Raw genomic sequence first — 17,747 nt, 5'->3', positions numbered from 1 at the left:
GAGCGTGGGGCGGCCAGAGCAGGCAACTCCTCCGCTGCCCCTGGTGACACAACGGACGTACGTACTGTTCGCACTCGGCGAGCTCGCGGATCACCGCGGGACTCTCCGCGATGTCGTCCACAGTGGCGGCCCGGATCATGCCGGAGATCATCGGCCATCGTCCCGAGCCGTGTCCATCCGATTCCGCGCTTCTTCGCGGCGTGAATCCGACCGTGGCCTTCGTCTCGTTGCTCGATCTGCAGAACTCGTCTGCAGCTGGGCCGACAAGAGTCTTGTGGCGCACCAACACGCTTGGCGATGCTGCCTCAATGATGACTTCCGTCGTTGCGTTCGTCGGTGCGGCGTTCCTGGTCGCCATGGTTCCGGGGCCAAGCACGGTCGTGATCCTGCGCCGAGCGGTGATGAACGGCCGGAGGACCGGATTGGTCACGGTCCTGGGTAACGAATGCGGGGTACTGCTGTGGGGCCTCGCCGCGGCCTTCGGTCTCTCCGCCCTGCTGCTGGCCTCGCAGGTCGCCTACGATCTCATCCGGATTGCTGGCGCTGCGGTGTTGGTGTGGATGGGGGCGCGTGCCGTGTGGCAGGCGAGACGAGCGGGACAGCCGGATCAGGCACCAGCGGAAGCAGCCCCCGTGTCGCTTCCGCGGGCGTACTGGCATGGCCTGGTCACCAACTTCGCCAATCCGAAGGCCGGCGTGTTCGCCGTATCCTTCCTGCCGCAGTTCGTGCCGCACGGAGCACCTGTTCTTCCGACTCTGCTCGCCTTCTCGGCGATCTGGGCCGTGGTCGACTTGATCTGGTACCTCCCGTTGGTCTTGTTGGCCGGACGTGTCGGAGGAGTGCTTCAGCGGCGGTCGGTTCGGCGCCGGATGGAACAGGTCTCCGGGGCGCTCTTGGTGGGGCTGGGGTTGCGCCTGGCTATCGAAGCTTAGGGGGCAACTGATCTCAGGCGGTTTCGGTTGGATCAGTCGGCTGACCAGAGAAAGATCCCTGCGACGTGCAGTCCGGCCAGGTAGACGGTGGCGGTCTTCCTGTAGCGGGTGGCGATTCCTCGGCATTGCTTGAGGCGGTTGATGCACCGCTCGACGGCGTTGCGCTGCGTGTAGGTCTCGCGGTCGAAGGCCGGTGGCCTGCCGTCCCGGCTCCCGCGACGTAGTCGATGACCGCGTTGGTCTGCCGGGATGGGGATCACAGCTCGGATGCCGCGCTTGCGCAGGTGTTCACGGATCGCGCGGGACGAATAATTCGACGCGACCGTGAGACTGACCGGCAGGTACACGAGGTGAGACCTCATGTACAGCCGCAGGTCACGGCGCCCCACGGCACGACGCCGAGCGTCCAACAACGCAGCGTTCGCCCTCACGCCTTGTCCGTGAGTCGACGCGCGACCCGGTAGGCGTTGCGCATCGAGTTGAGGCTCGCCTTGCCGGCCCCGACGATGTCGAAGGCCGTGCCGTGGGCTGGCGTGCAGATCGGGGTGCCGAGCCCAGCCTCCAGGACCGCACCTGAGCGGCGAGCGGGTGCGACACGACGAACCGGCCCCGGCACGCCCTGGAAGGGACACGCCGGGGCCGGTTCCGGTTCGGATCGCCGCCCCCTACGGGCGGGTGCCGGCGTCAGCCACGGGGCCCGCGGTGGCACTCCTGATGGGCGGGACGCCAGACGCGGATCCACTGGCCGCGGTGCCAGCGGTGGTGCCGGTCCCGGAACGCCGGGTGCCACTGCCGTGCCCAGTGACCCGCCACCTTCACACAGTGGTGCGACGCCGCCGGCGGGCGATGGTCCTGCGCAGCGGCCGACGCGGTGCCGACCGCGCCGACGACCGCGCCCGCCGCCAGGGCCACCGTCGCCGCCCCCAGGGCCGCTGCCCTCTTCAACCCGTTGATCATGTTCAGACCCTTCCGTACGAACCGGGGCTGACGCCCCGGCACTGCCCGGACCGTTCGGCCGGGCACGCACTGATCCTCACCCTCCGACACCACCAAATCACCGCAGAACACCGCCTCTTAGGAAATGCAGATCTATTTCTCATTCGGCTCAAATAGTCATATCTACGCGACAGCGATGCAGTCCCTCGAACGCCACCGCCCTGCACATGCACCACCACTCACGGGCCACGGCACAGGTGCCCCACCTTCATGCGATCGGTCGCCGCCGAAAACCAGGCGAGATCGTCACGGGGGCCGGTCCGAGCAAAGAAGATGTGGCTCCGCCGGGCACTTACACAGTGTCGTGGGACCTCGCGGACTGCTACTGGGAGCAGACTCGGAAAGACGGCACGATCATCGACAACCAGTTCGCGACGGCGGCCCGGCCGATCACGGCGACGGTGCAGGCTGGCCAGTTGTTCACGTCGCGGGACTGCCGGACGTGAGCGTGGAAGAAGTAGCCGAGGCGTGAAGCGGCCCCGTCACCGGGGGCAATGACAGGGCCGCAGGGCTCGGGGGTGGGCCTGGGTGTAGTCGCCGTCCCGAGCGTCTTCTGCGTTCAGTGTGCCCGTGTTCTGGCACGGACGGGCGCAGGAGCGCCACTTCAGCAGGCCACGTCGGCGCGGCGGGTTGATCGGCTTCGGGCTCATACACGGTCAGCGCTGGCTCTGGAATCGCGAATCGGCAGAGAAGGATGCGGTCGTCCTCGTCAAGGCCCACTGCGCGAACTGAATGACGCAGGTTCACCGACGGCATCCGCACACGCTAACGGCGTTGTCGGCTATTGAAGATCGGGGCAGGTGGTTCGGCCGCTGGTGAACGTCGATCCTCCGGTAGGACCCGTCCGCATACCCTCCGGACATGGTTGATCAAAGCTCGGTCGATGTTGGCGGGGTCCGGCTGGCCTATCAAATGTGAGGTCCGCCGGATGCTCCGCCGCTCGTCCTGTTGCACGCGCTGGGCGAGGATGCCACCGACTGGGAGGCAGTTGTGCCCGCCCTCGCCCGGCGTCGACGGGTGCCCCCGATCTTCGCGGTCACGGCCGAAGCGACTGGCCAGAGGACTACTCGCTCGAACTCATGCAGGCCGATGTGCTCCGGTTTCTGGACGCACTGGGACTTGGCTCAGTGGATCTGATCGGGCACTCCATGGGCGGGATCGTGGCCTACCTGCTTGCGGAGGACCATCCACAGCGGGTGCGTCGGCTCGTCCTGGAGGACGTCCCAATCCCGCGTCCCCGGGATCAGACCACCCCGACCAAGCCGGACGGCGTCCTGGCCTTCGACTGGGAGATGGTGCTGGCTGTCAGGCGGCAGATCGATGTGCCTGACCCCAGGTGGCTGGAGCGACTCAGCCAGATCACCGCCAAGACCCTGGTGCTCGCCGGCGGCCCACACAGCCATGTTCCCCAGGGCGGCGTCGCCGAGCTGGCCCACCGTATCCCCGGCGGACAAGTGGTCACCATCCCGGTTGGACACCTGATCCACCACGCAGCGCCAAAGGCGTTCACCGAGGCGGTGTCGGCGTTCCTGTGGGAGAACTTCCGTCCTGTCCCCCACCATGAGCGCGGTCATAGGCCGTGACGTGCTGATGGCCGCACGTGTTCTTCCACTGTGACCAAGAAGTGCACCCGTGCAGCCTTGTCCCATCCCGCCTTCACCGGCGTTTCGCGGGCACATCTCGGCGGTTTGATCGAGGAGTTGGCCGGGCCGTGGCAGGCCCGGCGTGAGTCGGCATTGCACCGACGGCGGGGCGGGAAGCGTCACCGTTCCGCAGGGGCGGGTCGCAAGCACGAGCTGGCGTTCACCGATCGGGTACTGGTCGCGCTGGTCCACCTGCGCACTCAGCTCCCCCACGCCGCGCTCGCCGAGCTGTACGGGGTCGGCCGCTCCACCGTCACCGAGGCCATCAGCGAGGTCCGCCCACTGCTCGCCAATCGCGGTTTCGCCGTCCCCGACCGGCCTGGACTGCGCCTGCGGACGTTGGCCGACGTGTTCGCCTACGCCGACGCGGAAGGCGTGACCTTGCGGATCGACGGGACCGAGACCCCCCCCGAACCGACCCTGACCTGCCCGAACACAACCCTCTGCAACACGCTTTAGTACTCCAGCTGTAGAACGCGATCTTCATGACGCGGGCACGACGAGGGGCAAAGAACAGATGCTGTATCTCGTTGCAGGTGAGCGGGATCAGCTCGTTCGGCCCCTGGGTGCGGGCGAGGCGTCCTCCATTCGGCCCCGCAGTGATTGCCGTAGGGCGGAGTTGGGGGTGGGCTGTCAGTGCGCCCGGTGATATTCGCGGGCGCCAAGAGGGCGGGCGCCCTGCCGAAGAGCAGGGCCAGCCTCCGCCCACCCACACGAGACTTGGAGATATCCATGCCGTACCGCAAGGGACAGCACGTGGAGTACCGCGACCAGCAGGACGAGCTTCAGCGCGGCGAGATCCGAAGCGCCGAGGGCAGCGGGGCGCAGACTCGCTACGCCGTCCAGAACGAGGCGACCATGAGCGAAGACAAGGTCAGCGAGAACCAGATCGAGCGGGCGCTGTAGTACGCCTCTGCCGACGCAGCCGCCGTTGCACCGAACCAAAGTGCAACGGCGGACTGCTGGATACCCTGCGACAGTGCATACACCGGCAACTCCCAACACTCCGGGTCAAGCACAGTCGATGCCGGTCGACTCTCCGCCCGCAGGCCGTGTGCAGGTGGAACGAAGAGCTACAGGTTGAAGTTCTCTTCGCGGATCACGCGGCACAGGCTGGTACAGGCGGCGGCGAGGTCGCCTTCCAGTTCGGTGACGCGGGCGTGAAGAGCGGTGTTCTCGACCAGCTGCCTGCTGGGACTGGCCCGTCAGTGTCCGGTGCGAATCGAGGACAGTAGGTGGCAGGCGGGGGCGGCACAAACTTGCCCCTACCTGGCCCGCCGGCCCGCGCCGGACAACTGCAGCCCGTCAGCCTGGGCCCGAGAGACGAGCTCCTCGATGACCTTCTCCGGCGAATCGTCGTCCGGGGTAAGACGACGGGCATGGGCAGGGCCCGGACGAAACGCCCTCCGGCAACGACTGCCCGGAGGTGGCCACCCCTGTTGCCCCGCATGGCTACGGCGCAGCCGGCGCGACCGCACTCGTCGCGCAGTGTGCGGGTAACCCCTGATCGGGCCTGTGCAACGGAGGCGGCGGTGGGTCGCTCCTGCCCATCAACCTGAACGGCGTCTTCACGGCGTTCAACGCAACATCAGCACCAGCAACAACCTCAACAGCCCCGGTGCCAGCAACTCCACCAACCAGACCTTCACGAACACTACGGGCTGACGCCGTCCACGCGGGTCCGGGTCACCCGCCCCTGACGGTGGCCCGGCCGCGTCCCCCAGCCATCGTGCCCGGCTGGAACCGGCGCCCGGGACACGCATACGCCCCCGGTCGGCGCTATTGGGCCGTGAACCAACCAGGATGGGAATGCTCTGTGCACAAGCTCGTCTTGCCGGTCGCCACGGCGACGCTGGCCGGGGCAATCTTCCTCGGTGCCTCAGGGGACGTGGCCACCTGGCCTGACCGCCCTGCACAGCCGCCAGTCGCGCCTGACGCCCTTGACCGCGGGCTGGCCGACAGCCGGGAGACGGCGTCCCCACTGCACGTCGCGCCCTCGCCCCACATTCAACGACTCCCCCATGGGCGTACTGCGCGCACGGCCAAGGCTCAGCTGCTACGGGCCCAAGTGCGAGACGTCCTCCCTCACGATCCCCGGGCCTTCACCCAGGGCTTGGAGTTCCGCAATGCCACTCTCTACGAGAGCACCGGCCTGGTCGGCCAGTCCTCCGTGCGTGCGGGATCACCAGGCCGGCCCTCGAAGGTCCACGCCGAACTGCCTGCGCCGCTGTTCGGAGAGGGCATCACTGTGGTCGGCGACAGGCTCTGGCAGCTCACCTGGCGCAACGGCATCGCGATCGAACGTGACCCCCGAACACTGCAGGAGCGCGGCCGGGTCACCTACCAGGGCGAGGGCTGGGGCCTCTGCCACCAACGTGTCGCCGGACAGGACCGACTGATCATGAGCAACGGCACCGACCGGCTCACGTTCCGCGATGCGACCACCTTCGCAGTGACGGGCGGCGTCAGCGTGCGCCAGGACGGCCAGCCCGTGACACACCTCAACGAACTGGAATGCGCACCCGACGGTTTTGTCTACGCCAATGTCTACCCGACGGACACGATCAAGCGCATCGACCCGCGCACCGGCATCGTCACCGCACACATCGACGCCTCCGCACTCCTCACCCCCTCTGAACGCCGCGAGGCCAAGCAACTCAACGGCATCGCCGCAGTCCCAGGAACGGACCTGTTCCTGATCACCGGTAAGAACTGGCCTCGCGCATTCCGAGTCGCCTTCGTTCCCAGCTCGTAAGGGCAGCGAGTCCGATGGACGGCTGAGAGTTCCCCGCCCTGTGCGGCGTCGGTCCCTCAGCCGATGCAACAGTGCCGGCCGGACCGGCGGTTTCCAATATGGCCGGTTGACCTCCAGGCACGGCATTTCAACGCGAATGAGGTACGGGCGCGACCTGCACGTCCCAGTCGGATCCGACATCCGTTCAGCACCAGCCGCGAGGTCCCGACACGAAATTTGGGAACGTACAGGGAATCAGGCGGCGAAGCCGACGTTCATGACGTACTCGTAAGCGTCGTAGTCGGAGCCAAGGTCCGTGGTGATGCCGTCGAACCATGCCTCGTCCATGGCCTCGTTGTCATCGGCCGCCCACGCCTGCACCATCCGGTCCCAGTGCCGCACATTGAGCGTACGGACGGAAACGTCATGCTGGAGCGGCCAGGAAAACTTGGGACTGATTCAGCGGATGGAACTCCACACGGGTGCCGCGGCCTTGCCGGTTGAGGCGTTGCAGGAGGTGCCGGGCGACGTTGTGGCGGCGTACCTGCCGGTAGACGGCATCCAGTTGGGCGAGGCTCTTCTTCGAGGGGGTGGCCCTTGCCCTCGGCCCAGCGCTTGAGGGTGCGGTCGGTGACCTTGAGGCCGGCCGTTCGAGGGGGCGCCTTCGCATGGTCGGTGCGCGTGAGGCAGTGCAGGCGGGCCAGCTGCCGCGGCACGGGATCACCGGTGTGGCGATGCAGTTGGCGAGCTGGTCGAGCTGGCGGGAGGTTCAGCGACGACGTGTTGTCCGGCTGGATGTTCGCCTCCGGCCGGTGCAGTTCCAGCTGACTGAGGCGAACTGGAGCACAAACCCCAGCCCTTCGGTCGTGTAACCGCGGCCCGTTGTGGACGCGTAGGACGTAGAGCCTTCGAATGCCTCCACCGTCATCTCACGAGCTCCCACCCAGCGGCGGAGCATGTCCGCACTCTCCCGTTGCAGCACGTTGAGCTCTGCATAGTCCTGGCGATCGATGCGCCGTACGGCCACTCGTGGCCCTTGCAGGAGATAACCGACGGGTGCCATCGCGGGATCCGATGCAAGCCGGTCGTGAACGCATCCAGCAGCCGGCGGAAGAGGAGCCAGCTCCGAGTGGCCCGAAGCGCCAACCGAGGCCAGCTGCAAGGCTGTGAAGAACCCCGCTGCTTGGCCTCGACGTGCTCGCCAGCGGAGCTGTCAGGCGGGCGCTTTGGGCAGGACAGCGGATGACTCAGGAGGGCGACGGCCCCCCTCGACAGCCAACAACGCCGACCCGCTGCGAACGCTTCACACCAAGCAAATCTGCCCCAGCAGGCGACGAGCATCGGCAGATGTGTCTTCGAGGACAATCTCGCGAGCAGTGCTGGCATCGTATGAACCATGGCAGCGATAGACGACACATCCGAACCTGACGGCCCTGTGCGCAACGTTCATCCGACCCTGGTGGAGGCAGCGTGGCTGTATCAGGCGGATCAGGTGCGTCCGGAAGACCTACCGATGACTGCTGCCCAGGCACTCGCAATGGGGATGAACACGCCGGCCCTGTGCGAGCTCGCCGGTCTGCCTCGCCATGCGGACCCCCGGGACATCCGCGACATATTCGAGCAGGCTCTCGAAGAATTGAGGATCGCTCTGCCCGATCACCACCTGGCCCGACGATACGCGCTGAGCAGGCTGGCCACGCGATTCACCGCCGGGGAGGCGGCTCTCGCCGAGTTGGCATCGGACGAGTGGTCGGAGATGGAGGTCGAGACCACTGAGGAGGAAGCATTCGTGGCGCTACTCCCGCCATGCGCGTGCTGCACCGAGTACACACTCGGGCTCGACGAGGCGGCGTGGGAAGCACAACTACAGATTGCGGCCCGTTCCTTGGTCACGCATCCCGCTGTGGGGCCGCGCGTCTGACGACCTGCTGGCTGTGGATGAATCCCGTGTCCACACCGGCACCGCTGACCTGTGGGAGAAGTTCTCGTAGCCGTGCCCCAAAGGCCAGGGGTATGCACATCCACGCTCGCCTTCGGACACGAACAGCGATGTCGGCCAGAGGAGTCCGCAGAGGCTCATATCCAGACACGCTGCGACATCATCACTCATCAACGCCCCTCACGACCTGGAAAATTGAGCGCCCGCATCAGTCCTCCTGGCCGGCGGCCGATTGCAGTGTCAGGAGCTGTCCGCCCAGTAGTCGGCCAGCATCTCGCCAGGCCAGGCCGGTTCATGGACCGTCCCGCGTGGCCCCATCTCGGTGAAGTACGGCGACAGGTCGTAAATCTTCGTGCCCACCACCGCATCCAGATCGGTCACCCTCAAGCTGAGTCCATCGACCCTGAGCAGCCGGGGAAAGCTCTGTGCCAGCTGGTTGGGGCGCCGGTGATTGCGATGGGCGAACGTGCCCGTAGCCGGCCACTGCGCGTTCCCGCGCGGGCTGCGGGCATGGTACTCGACATCACCGGGCGAGGCCCGGTCGAAGTGCCACACCACAACCAGATGCGAAAACTCCGCAAGGCCCTGTACGGAGTCTAGGGGGAACTCAGCCTCATCGAGCCGGATCACCGACTCGATGCCACCCCAGAAATCATCAGCAACCTCCATCCGGCCCTCGACCACTTCCCCGACCGGCTTGATCTCCAAAGCCATCTCCCAGCCCTCCACTCCTGCCCCAACAACGTTTGTAGTCAATCTACTTGGCCCAGAAAATCAGCAGTTCAGGCGTCGAGCGCACACCGACGGGGATGCTGCGCTTACGGCAGGGCGACAGGAGTTGCCGCATGTTGGCTTCGTCCACGAGAGCGGACAGTGCTTCGGGAGGTTCGGCCGTCTCCGCCTGGTGAGATGTTCACGCCTTTCAACAACGCTGGACTCTGTCCTGGCAGTGGTGTCGGATAGCGGATCCGCACGGTCGAACACGAGTTCAGACGGGCGGCGTGAGCTGGGACCGCATGCCGAGCCACTGCTCGGCGCCCCAGGCCTCGAACCGCTGTACCTCAGTGAGCGCCAGCCTCGCCGCGAGGCGCAATTCGCGCGATCAGACAGCCGGAACTCGATGGCATCGACGCTCGCTATCGCCGCGCGACGATTCCATGGCCCGACCGTCCTGAACGAGGTGCTCGATGGTGGACATTGCGTGTTCCCCGGCGTCTTGAGATCGAGGCCGCAGAGCAACGAGATCCGAACTGGCCCTTGGGATGGTAAATGATGCCGTTCCCCCGACCCGCTTCCGTGGACGTCGTCACTTGACAATACGTGCCGATCAGACCTCAACCGAGCTGATGTAGTTCAGAGAAGCAAGCGTGCTCGTGGACGCATGTGGTGCCGTAGGCACGTGCGCAGGTGCCAATGGATAGTTTGCGGCGCTCGAAGTGGCCAAGGAAGTCCTCCCACTCGGTGTTGGTCGGTACTCCTCAGCAGGGCGCGACGACGAGTGATGAAGGCGCGGTGGCCTTCGATGGTCTCGGTGGGGTATTCGGCTGATGGTCGAGTCGGGTATTGGAACTACCCGAATATCTGCCCCATTTGGGCCTTTCGCCCCCTCGTGAAGGGGGTTGTTGTGTCTGCCTACTTCAGTGGCGGATGCGCCGTGCGCTTGGGAAAATCGGGTGCTGTGTGTAGCGCGTCCCACCAGGATGAGCATCATGAGTGGTGAGACGCGCCTGGAGAAGCGGCGGGACATGGAAGATTCGGGACGCCCGGTTGCGCTGGTCACGGGGGCCGGACGTTCGGCGGGGATCGCGGCGTCCGTGCTCGTGAATCTGGTCCGGGCGGGCTGGGACGTGGCCTTCACATACTGGACTCCGTATGACGAGCGGATGCAGTGGGGCGTTGAGCCGGGGGCGCCCGAAGAGTTGCAGAACCAGGTGGCGTCCCTTGGGGCGAGAACGCATGCGATCGAGGCGGACCTGAGCGATCCGGCTGTGCCGGCTCAGCTCTTCGAGAGCGTCGAGCGCGAACTGGGGAACGTCACCGCGCTGGTGCTCTGCCACTGTGAGTCGGTCGACTCGGGCCTGTTGGACACCACAGTGGAGAGCTTTGACCTTCACTTTGCGGTCAATGCGCGGGCAACCTGGCTGCTGGTCCGGGAGTACGGGCTGCGGTTCCGCGGCCAGCATGGCAGCGGGCGGATCGTGAGCCTGACCAGTGACCACACCGCCGGCAACCTGCCTTATGGGGCGAGCAAGGGTGCGATGGACCGGATCACGTTGGCCGCCGCCCGCGAGCTCTCCCACCTGGGAGTGACCTGCAACGCGATCAACCCCGGACCGACCGACACCGGGTGGATGACTGAGGAGCAGAAGGCGGACATGATCCGCTTCACGCCCCTGGGGCGCCTTGGTGTGCCGCAGGACTGCGCGAACTTGGTCACGTTCCTCTGCTCAGCAGAGGGTGGATGGATCAACGGACAGCTTCTCCAGAGCAACGGCGGTCTCGGGTGACCAAGCGCACGGACCTGACTTAACGGCGCTTCCCGTTGGCGACGTCGGCTGCGTAGGCGGCCCAGTCTCCGGCGGCGGCTCGCTGCCACTCGACGGCGACGGTGATGCCCTCGCCCTGGAGGGCGGCTCCTTCTTTGCCGACGTCGGCGTTCTCATTCTGAAGGGTACGGAATGACGGAGACCACGGGCGGTGCCACCGTTAACCGAGAGGACGATCCTCGGTTCGGTCATTGCCGGCGGAGACGACGACACCCGGCCCGGAGTGTCACAGCATCGATTTCCGCATTTCACAGAGCATTTGGGCGGGTAGTGGGCGCGCGCGGCGACGGAGTCGCCGAAGGCCCCGCTACAGGGCCTCTTTGGGGCGGTGGTGGTGTCGGATGTGCGACGGGGTGGAGGGATCACGAGGGAGAGCGGCTACAGGCGGGTTAGAGGTCGAGGACAGCGCGCAGCGCCTGGTCGACGCGGGCCATGGTGGCGGCATCAACGGTGCTGCGGTGGGTCGCTTCGCCGAGGCGGCCGCACCCGCGCCGTCGGCAGTATCGGCTCGGCGATCTCCCACGAACCATCCGGAACAATCCAGGACCATTCCCCACTCCTCATAGAGGGCACGGCGCCTACCCCAACTCGCCATGTAGGACACGGTCTTAGCCCCACGAATGCCAGCTCAGGCCGTAGCCACCGATCCGGAACCGACCACTAGAAGCACTAGTCAACAGCCGGTCCCTCCAGTCATCACCCTCAGATTCGGCAGATGATCGCGAGGTCGGCCGGGCGGAGTCAGGCGTGCATCGCACGTCGGATTCGGATCGTTACTCGAACAGGTACAGCCCGCCGCCCCGCGCCGTACTTCAGGTGCGAGCCGCGGAGAGGAGTCGACGGGCCGGTTGCACGAACACGCTCGACATCACTGTCTCCTTGTGTTTGTGAGGGTGCTGTGGGTGACAGGGAATAGGGCTTCCGGCTTCCGGAGCCCCTCCCTACCGTCCGGTACTCATGACAACAGAACACGCGCAGCAGTCTCAGGGGCACAACGGACACAGCCGCAGAAGCTTCCTGACGGCGACCGGGCGAGCGGTCGCCGGGGTCGTCGGCGGGGGAACGGTCGGCGCCTTAGGGGCTGCCGGCAGCGCGGCCGCGGCCTCCTCCGGCAAACGCGTCGCCGTCCTCGGCGGCGGGGTCTCCGGCCTCAGCGCGGCCCACGAACTCGCCGAGCGCGGCTACGAGGTCACGGTCTACGAGTACTACGACACTCTCGGCGGCAAGGCCCGCTCCATGGACGTCCCCGGGACCGGAACGGGTGACCGCAAGCCGCTTCCCGGCGAGCACGGCTTCCGCTTCTTCCCGGGCTTCTACCGGAACCTGCCGGACACCATGCGCCGGATCCCCTTCCCCGGCAACGCCAGCGGCGTCCACGGCAACCTCCGCGGTGGTACGGAGGAGTTGTTCGCGCGCAGCTCGGGCCGCCCGGACCTGCACTTCCCACTGCGCCGGCTCACCACCCTGCCCGCCCCCGGGGACCTCACCCCCTCTTGGATTCGCGACCAGATCCTGTCGGTGCTGGACCTCGCCACTCACCTGCCTGCCCACGAGGCCGCCTACTTCGCCGACCGCCTCCTGGTCCACCTCACCAGTTGCGACGCCCGCCGCGAGGACCAGTGGGAGAAGGTCGCATGGTGGGACTTCATCCGGGCCGGCGAGATGAGCCGCGAGTACCAGGTGCTCCTCGGCATCGGCCAGACCCGCAACCTCGTCGCCACCCGCGCCGAGGTCGCCTCCACCCGCACCGTGGGCCGCGTCATCATCGAGGCCCTCATCCTGTGGGGCCTGCTCGGCCGCGGCATGGACGGCGACGCGGACATCGACCGAGTGCTGAACGCCCCGACCAGCGAGGCGTGGATCGACCCCTGGGAGACGCGCCTGCGCTCCCTGGGCGTCGAGTTCGTGTTCGACACCGAGGTTCGGGAGGTGGTGTACGGCGGCGGCCGGGTGACAGGCGCACGGGTGGCGGCGCGCGACGGCAGCCAGCAGCGCACCATCACCGCCGACCACTACATCTGCGCCCTCCCCGTCGAGCACGCCCGCGTGACCTGGGGCCCGGCCTTGCGCGCCGCCGACCCGCAGCTTGGGCGGTGCGACGCGCTGAAGACGGACTGGATGACCGGCGTGATGTTCTACCTGCGCACGCCCACCCCCGTCGTACACGGCCACATCAACTGCCTCGACTCACCGTGGGCGGTCACCGGAATCGGCCAGACGCAGTTCTGGGACGGACGGGACTTCTCGCGCGACTACGGAGACGGGCAGGCCCACGAGTGCCTGTCCGCGATCATCTCCGAGTGGGACAAGCCCGGCATCCTCTACGGCAAGACGGCCCGTGAGTGCACCAAGGACGAGATCGTCGCCGAACTGTGGGCTCAGCTGAAGGACGGGCTGAACGACTCCGGCAAGACGACGCTCAGAGACGAGGACCGGCTCGGCTGGTTCATGGACCCGGCGGTGACGGGCCTCGGCGGCCCCGACCCGCACAACCGCGAACAGCTCCTCATCCACCCCACCGGCACCCTCTACCACCGCCCTTCGGCGAGGACGGCGGTGCCGAACTTCTTCCTCGCGGGCGACTACGTCCGTACGGATGTGGACCTGGCGACCATGGAGGGCGCCAACGAGTCCGCGCGACGGGCGGTCAACGCACTCCTGGACGCGGATAATTCGGGCGCCGAGCGGTGTCACATCTGGGAGTTGTTCCGGCCGCCGGAGATGGAGCCCTTGAAGCGGGTCGACGAGGCGCGCTATCGGCTGGGGCTGCCCAACACCTTCGACCTGGGGTAGTACTCGGTACCGAATTGCGCCGGAAGGGCTGCTCCCCCGAGCGGCCGCGGCCCTTGGACCGAAACGGCGTGGCGCTGCTGGAGCATCCGCACCGCGCCGGGCGGCGGGGGCCACCGCCAACGAGAAGATCGATCAGATCGGCGGCCGCCAGCCGGACCCGCTCACGCCGACCTCGTTCCTGAGCGGTCATCCCTCCACCATCGACATACCTCATCCCTACGGCATAGCGCGGACCACGACAGCCGTCACGACCCCACGTTTCCCGCACTCTTAAAGATCTCCAGCACACGCCGTCGCTCCACCGGATAGCACAGGAATACGCGTCCTCGTGTCAGCCAGAATCCCCGTGCGCAAGGCCGAACTCGCCTGTCACGGCGGCGACTTCATCACGCCATGACAGCCGAGTTCTCTACCTCCAACACGGCAAGAGGCCAGCTCAAGACGCTACTTTCCCACTCCGATCCGGCTGCCGCCCAACCCGCTGACACCACCACACACGCTCACAAAAGTCATGTGGTCTTGTTGGCTCGCCCCAGACGGAGTGCGGAGATGAGGAAGAAGACCCCACCGAGGAAGGCGTAGCCAGCCAGAGCGCTCAGGGAGGCGTTGTCCTTGCCGGCCTGGGCGATGAAGGAGGCTCCGGCGAGGGTGGAGATGGCACCACTGGCGATCATTGGCCACTGTCCTCCCATGCTGCGTCGCAGGACACCGACGATCAGCTGGACGAGACCCGCGGTGATGGCCCAGGCGCCCCAGACGCGCAGGACGGCCGGGATGCCGGAGGCAGAGGAGGCCACCAGGCCTGCGGCGGTGAGGGTGCTGAGCGCGATGTTCGCGTAGAGACCGCGCACCGGTCCGCGGTTCGCCTTGGCGGACCTGACGTCAACGACTGCGCACGCGACGTCGAACAAGGGGTAGACCACCAGCAGCGTTGCACTGAGGGCGCCCAGGTCGTGGGCGGAGGTGAACAACAGGGCAGCCCATACGACGGCGAACGCGAAGCGCAGGAAGTACAGATGGCGCAGCGCCACGGAGGCGCTCGTGGTTGGGGCGGGGGCGGCGACGGAGGTGTCCATGGGGGTCCTTTCGGTTCAAGCGGATGCTGCGGGCGGGTTGGGTTGTCGGGCGGCATGGCCTGTGCGGATGCGCGCCGTGCCCCTTTGTCGCTAGTCCCCAATCTCCAAGAGGGGGAGAACGTTCGGTCTCGCTTTTCATCTAAAGGCGCCCGCACTCCACTGTCAAGACCGAACGTTCTCCCCCATCGGCTGATACCGTGGGCGCCATGAGTGCGAGCACAAAAGGCGGGAGAACGTCCGAGGTGCGGTCGCGGCTGCTCAACACGGCGACCCGGATCTTCTACGCCGAGGGGATCCACTCCGTCGGCGTGGACCGGATCATCTCGGAGGCCGAGGTCACTCGCGCCACCCTGTACCGGCATTTCAAGGGAAAGGAAGAGCTGATCCTTTCCTACCTCCAGCAGGCCGATCAGGGCGTCCGGGAGCAGGTCGCGGCCACCCGGGGCAAGGGCCTGCCAGCGGTCGAGACAGTCCGGGCTGTCAGCCGATCCATCGCCGAAAGCATCCAGCACCCCGGCTTCCGCGGATGTGCCTTCCTGAACGCGGCTGCCGAGTATCCCGACCCGGCACATCCGGTCCACCGAGCCGTGCTGGCCCATCGGCAATGGTTCCTGGAAACCGCCACGCAGCTGATGGCGGAGGCCGGCTGCACGCCTGCCGACGCGGCAGGCCGACACTTCGCCATGCTCCGGGACGGCGCCATGACAGCCGGCTGTCTCTTCGACCCGGCGCTGATCTGCGAGACGTTCCTGCATGGCGTCGAAGGCATCTTGAAGACGGGCACAGCCCCGACGCCTGGACCGGACTCGCCCACCTGAGCCGGAGTTCTGCCGAGCCCTGCTGAGCGAGGCGACGACACCGTCAGCGCCTGTGAACTATCCCGTCATACGCCGGGCCGAGCAAGGCAGTTCTGTTCCATACTTCGCCTGACAGTGGAGCGAGTCGCAAGCAGGCTCCCGCTGGTGGATCGCCCCCGTTCCCCATGCCCCCAGCACGCGCTTCTCTGCCCCAGCTCCGACCAGCAGGACTACCGCCTCACTTTTCGACCGCCCCGGCTGCGCCGTATCCTTACCGTCCTCCTCACCGGCCTGGGCGACCGAACGGCCCCGCATTGAGCGGGAGTTCAGGGCTCACAGATCGCTCCGCTGCACCCCGCCCGCACAGCTTCCGCCGATGAGTGCGGTCAGGCCGGCCGGATGCAGAAGGGGTGCCCGGCCGGGCTGGCGTATACCCGCGAGCCTGGTGTGCCGGTGGCGGGAATATCGTCGGTGGGACGCAGACGCCGGCCGCCCGCGGCGAGTACACGTTGGTCCGCAGTGGCTGGATCGTCGGTGGCGAGGTCGAAGTGCATCTGCTGCGCATTCCCGTCGGGCCACTGCGGGGGTACGTGCTCGGGCGCGTCCTGGATGACGATGAAGGGCAGTCCATCGACGTGCAGGAAGTGGTGAGTCGGCGTCTTGGTGAGGGAGCCGTCGAGCAGGTGGTGCCAGAACGCGCTCTCACTCTCGAGGTCCGCGCTGTCCACGATCAGTGCCGTCAGGTTGAAGTTCATAGTGGTCTCCCTGAGTGATGTGGGGGCGGATCAGACGGTCGGGATGATGCCGCCGTCGACGCGAAACTGGGCGCCAGTGAGCCACTTAGCGCGGCTGGAGGCGAGGAACGCGATCATCTCAGCGACGTCCTCGGGCTCGCCGGGGCGCCCCATCGGGACCTTCAGGTGTTCCACGATCTGCCGCTCGACGTCGTCGTATCCCACGCCCTGGCTGTCGGCCATCTGCTGGAGGTGGGCGACAGCCCCTTCCGTGACGACGAAGCCCGGCAGTACGCACACCACGCGGACACCGTCCTTGCCGACCGAGGTCGCCAGTTCGCGGCTGTAGACGTTGAGCGCCGCCTTGGCGGCGGCGTAAGAGATGTCGGCGGGCTGGGGTAGCTGGCTGGCGATGGAGGAAACGTGGACGACGACTCCGGAACCGCGCTCGACCATCCCCGGTACCAGGGCCCGGTCGAGACGGACCGCGCTGAGCAGGTTCATGTCCAGGTCCGCGAGCCAGGAGGCGTCAGAGCGCTCCAAGGTCGGCGCCGAGGGGGTCGCGGCCCCTGCGTTGTTGACCAGGACATCGACGCCGCCGAAGTCCTCGAGCACCTGGCGGCCGAGCTCTGCCACCCCTTGTTCGGTGCGCAGGTCGGCGGGGATGAACGTGGCGGGCACATCCTCGGGGGGTGCGGTGCGCGAGGCAGCGAGCACGGTGGCACCGGCCGCGGCGAAGCGGCGCACGGTGGCGACACCCAGCCCGCGACTGCCACCGGTCACCAGCACCCGCAGCCCTTCGAGGCCCTCGTCCACGACGGTCATGTGCGTACTCCTTCGGTAAGGTGAACCCGACTCCGGAAACGGTACACATAAACGGAACCAGACTCACCTTAGGAGTAGCGTTGCCCTCGTCACGCCCTTTGCGCGCTGATGCCCGCCGCAACCGGGAAGCCCTCCTGGCGGCGGCCCGCGAGGCTTTCCTGGCCGGTGACACCGACGCACATGTGGAGGAGATCGCCCAGCGGGCCGGGGTGGCGGTCGGCACCCTCTACCGGCACTTCGACACCCGGGAAGCGCTCGTCGCCGCGGTGTACCGCCAGGAGGTTTCCGAACTCTGCGCCGCCCCCGCGCGCCTGCTCGCCGAGCGACCTGCGGACGAGGCGCTCCGTGCCTTCCTGCTACTGCTCGTGCAGCACTCGGCCACCAGTAAGGGCATGGGAGAAGCACTGGAAGGCATCATGGCGACGGACTCGCCGGTCTTCGAGACAGCACGCGACGACATGGCAGAAGCCCTCAACCAGCTGCTGGCCGCAGGGGTAGAAGCTCGTCTCCTGCGTGATGACATCAGTGGCCGGATCGTCCTGCGCGCGCTCGGCGGCATCTGCGGGATGCGCGCCACCGGATGGGAGGACGACGCGAAGTGCATCGCTGCACTCCTGTGCGACGGACTGCGCTACACCGCGAACGGCACCAGCTGAGAAGCGCGCCCGCGGCGGGCACGGGACTGCAGGAGGCGCCGCCGATCTGCGCGATCTCCAGGATCGTTGGCGCGCA

15 protein-coding genes and 4 pseudogenes are annotated in these 17,747 nt (G+C 67.0%); 10 read left to right on the top strand and 9 right to left on the bottom strand.

The features are described from left to right. Nucleotides 1-110 precede the first annotated feature (110 nt). Complete coding sequence (locus OHO83_RS45615) at nt 111-932, top strand: LysE family translocator (protein WP_330280687.1); 822 nt, start codon at nt 111-113, stop codon at nt 930-932. A 32-nt stretch (nt 933-964) separates the two neighbouring features. On the opposite strand, the pseudogene OHO83_RS45610 reads toward OHO83_RS45615, so the two are convergent. From OHO83_RS45610 to OHO83_RS45600, 3 genes and pseudogenes are all read right to left on the bottom strand, one after another. After that, a pseudogene (locus tag OHO83_RS45610) lies at nt 965-1,270 on the bottom strand (transposase); the annotation flags it as partial. Between the two features lie 89 nt (nt 1,271-1,359). Next, entirely contained in the window at nt 1,360-1,548 is a 189-nt protein-coding gene (locus tag OHO83_RS45605) for a 4-hydroxythreonine-4-phosphate dehydrogenase PdxA (RefSeq protein WP_266681606.1), read from the bottom strand. Nucleotides 1,549-1,616: 68 nt separating this feature from the next. Further along, entirely contained in the window at nt 1,617-1,889 is a 273-nt protein-coding gene (locus OHO83_RS45600) for a hypothetical protein (protein ID WP_266681604.1), read from the bottom strand. A gap of 1,118 nt (nt 1,890-3,007) precedes the next feature. On the opposite strand from OHO83_RS45600, the gene OHO83_RS45595 reads away from it, so the two are divergent. From OHO83_RS45595 to OHO83_RS45580, 4 genes and pseudogenes are all read left to right on the top strand, one after another. Beyond that, on the top strand, nt 3,008-3,511 hold the full coding sequence (locus OHO83_RS45595; protein ID WP_323187167.1) for an alpha/beta fold hydrolase: 504 nt from the start codon (nt 3,008-3,010) through the stop codon (nt 3,509-3,511). A gap of 30 nt (nt 3,512-3,541) precedes the next feature. Next, nucleotides 3,542-3,970: pseudogene (locus OHO83_RS45590) on the top strand (helix-turn-helix domain-containing protein); the annotation flags it as partial. A 333-nt stretch (nt 3,971-4,303) separates the two neighbouring features. Continuing rightward, nucleotides 4,304-4,477, top strand: coding sequence for a hypothetical protein (locus tag OHO83_RS45585; protein ID WP_266680035.1), 174 nt, complete (start codon nt 4,304-4,306; stop codon nt 4,475-4,477). Between the two features lie 925 nt (nt 4,478-5,402). Then, nucleotides 5,403-6,326: a glutaminyl-peptide cyclotransferase gene (locus tag OHO83_RS45580; protein WP_266681602.1), complete on the top strand. Its 924-nt coding sequence runs from the start codon at nt 5,403-5,405 to the stop codon at nt 6,324-6,326. Nucleotides 6,327-6,560: 234 nt separating this feature from the next. Here the strand turns inward: OHO83_RS45580 and OHO83_RS45575 are convergent. Beyond that, a pseudogene (locus OHO83_RS45575) lies at nt 6,561-7,071 on the bottom strand (transcriptional regulator); the annotation flags it as partial. 630 nt (nt 7,072-7,701) lie between these two features. Between OHO83_RS45575 and OHO83_RS45570 the strand changes: the two are divergent. Then, the gene (locus tag OHO83_RS45570; protein WP_266681600.1) at nt 7,702-8,226 is read left to right on the top strand and encodes a hypothetical protein; all 525 of its coding nucleotides are present in this window, start codon (nt 7,702-7,704) and stop codon (nt 8,224-8,226) included. 258 nt (nt 8,227-8,484) lie between these two features. Here the strand turns inward: OHO83_RS45570 and OHO83_RS45565 are convergent, their stop codons facing one another. Next, nucleotides 8,485-8,958: a TrmO family methyltransferase domain-containing protein gene (locus tag OHO83_RS45565; RefSeq protein WP_266681598.1), complete on the bottom strand. Its 474-nt coding sequence runs from the start codon at nt 8,956-8,958 to the stop codon at nt 8,485-8,487. Nucleotides 8,959-9,953: 995 nt separating this feature from the next. Here OHO83_RS45565 and OHO83_RS45555 point away from each other — a divergent pair. Together OHO83_RS45555 and OHO83_RS45550 are read left to right on the top strand one after the other, a co-directional pair. Next, nucleotides 9,954-10,751: an SDR family oxidoreductase gene (locus tag OHO83_RS45555; protein WP_266681596.1), complete on the top strand. Its 798-nt coding sequence runs from the start codon at nt 9,954-9,956 to the stop codon at nt 10,749-10,751. A 996-nt stretch (nt 10,752-11,747) separates the two neighbouring features. Continuing rightward, nucleotides 11,748-13,583 carry a hydroxysqualene dehydroxylase gene (locus tag OHO83_RS45550; RefSeq protein WP_266681594.1) on the top strand — a complete coding sequence of 612 codons (1,836 nt, stop codon included), beginning with the start codon at nt 11,748-11,750 and terminating at the stop codon, nt 13,581-13,583. Between the two features lie 127 nt (nt 13,584-13,710). Here the strand turns inward: OHO83_RS45550 and OHO83_RS47205 are convergent. Both OHO83_RS47205 and OHO83_RS45545 read right to left on the bottom strand, forming a co-directional pair. After that, a pseudogene (locus tag OHO83_RS47205) lies at nt 13,711-13,797 on the bottom strand (helix-turn-helix domain-containing protein); the annotation flags it as partial. Nucleotides 13,798-14,092: 295 nt separating this feature from the next. Next, nucleotides 14,093-14,659: a hypothetical protein gene (locus OHO83_RS45545; RefSeq protein WP_266681592.1), complete on the bottom strand. Its 567-nt coding sequence runs from the start codon at nt 14,657-14,659 to the stop codon at nt 14,093-14,095. Between the two features lie 206 nt (nt 14,660-14,865). Here OHO83_RS45545 and OHO83_RS45540 point away from each other — a divergent pair, with 206 nt between their 5' ends. Continuing rightward, nucleotides 14,866-15,477, top strand: coding sequence for a TetR/AcrR family transcriptional regulator (locus OHO83_RS45540; RefSeq protein ID WP_266681590.1), 612 nt, complete (start codon nt 14,866-14,868; stop codon nt 15,475-15,477). Nucleotides 15,478-15,842: 365 nt separating this feature from the next. On the opposite strand, the gene OHO83_RS45535 is transcribed toward OHO83_RS45540, so the two are convergent. Next, on the bottom strand, nt 15,843-16,211 hold the full coding sequence (locus OHO83_RS45535) for a VOC family protein (protein ID WP_266681588.1): 369 nt from the start codon (nt 16,209-16,211) through the stop codon (nt 15,843-15,845). Nucleotides 16,212-16,241: 30 nt separating this feature from the next. Next, the gene (locus OHO83_RS45530) at nt 16,242-17,015 is read right to left on the bottom strand and encodes an oxidoreductase (RefSeq protein WP_266681586.1); all 774 of its coding nucleotides are present in this window, start codon (nt 17,013-17,015) and stop codon (nt 16,242-16,244) included. Between the two features lie 80 nt (nt 17,016-17,095). Here OHO83_RS45530 and OHO83_RS45525 point away from each other — a divergent pair, with 80 nt between their 5' ends. Next, nucleotides 17,096-17,671: a TetR/AcrR family transcriptional regulator gene (locus OHO83_RS45525; protein WP_266681584.1), complete on the top strand. Its 576-nt coding sequence runs from the start codon at nt 17,096-17,098 to the stop codon at nt 17,669-17,671. The last annotated feature ends 76 nt before the right edge of the window (nt 17,672-17,747 follow it).

It is taken from the genome of Streptomyces sp. NBC_00569 (assembly GCF_036345255.1).
Lineage (GTDB): Bacteria > Actinomycetota > Actinomycetes > Streptomycetales > Streptomycetaceae > Streptomyces.
Note: the sequence above shows the minus strand (reverse complement) of the source record. Positions and strands in the feature narration are given on the sequence as shown.

Excerpts from the sequence above, each read along its gene's own strand:
- OHO83_RS45615 (WP_330280687.1), top strand. The coding sequence starts at position 111 with ATGTCGTCCACAGTGGCGGCCCGGATCATGCCGGAGATCATCGGCCAT.
- OHO83_RS45600 (WP_266681604.1), bottom strand. The coding sequence starts at position 1,889 with ATGATCAACGGGTTGAAGAGGGCAGCGGCCCTGGGGGCGGCGACGGTG.
- OHO83_RS45595 (WP_323187167.1), top strand. The coding sequence starts at position 3,008 with ATGCAGGCCGATGTGCTCCGGTTTCTGGACGCACTGGGACTTGGCTCA.
- OHO83_RS45585 (WP_266680035.1), top strand. The coding sequence starts at position 4,304 with ATGCCGTACCGCAAGGGACAGCACGTGGAGTACCGCGACCAGCAGGAC.
- OHO83_RS45570 (WP_266681600.1), top strand. The coding sequence starts at position 7,702 with ATGGCAGCGATAGACGACACATCCGAACCTGACGGCCCTGTGCGCAAC.
- OHO83_RS45565 (WP_266681598.1), bottom strand. The coding sequence starts at position 8,958 with ATGGCTTTGGAGATCAAGCCGGTCGGGGAAGTGGTCGAGGGCCGGATG.
- OHO83_RS45555 (WP_266681596.1), top strand. The coding sequence starts at position 9,954 with ATGAGTGGTGAGACGCGCCTGGAGAAGCGGCGGGACATGGAAGATTCG.
- OHO83_RS45550 (WP_266681594.1), top strand. The coding sequence starts at position 11,748 with ATGACAACAGAACACGCGCAGCAGTCTCAGGGGCACAACGGACACAGC.
- OHO83_RS45545 (WP_266681592.1), bottom strand. The coding sequence starts at position 14,659 with ATGGACACCTCCGTCGCCGCCCCCGCCCCAACCACGAGCGCCTCCGTG.
- OHO83_RS45540 (WP_266681590.1), top strand. The coding sequence starts at position 14,866 with ATGAGTGCGAGCACAAAAGGCGGGAGAACGTCCGAGGTGCGGTCGCGG.
- OHO83_RS45535 (WP_266681588.1), bottom strand. The coding sequence starts at position 16,211 with ATGAACTTCAACCTGACGGCACTGATCGTGGACAGCGCGGACCTCGAG.
- OHO83_RS45530 (WP_266681586.1), bottom strand. The coding sequence starts at position 17,015 with ATGACCGTCGTGGACGAGGGCCTCGAAGGGCTGCGGGTGCTGGTGACC.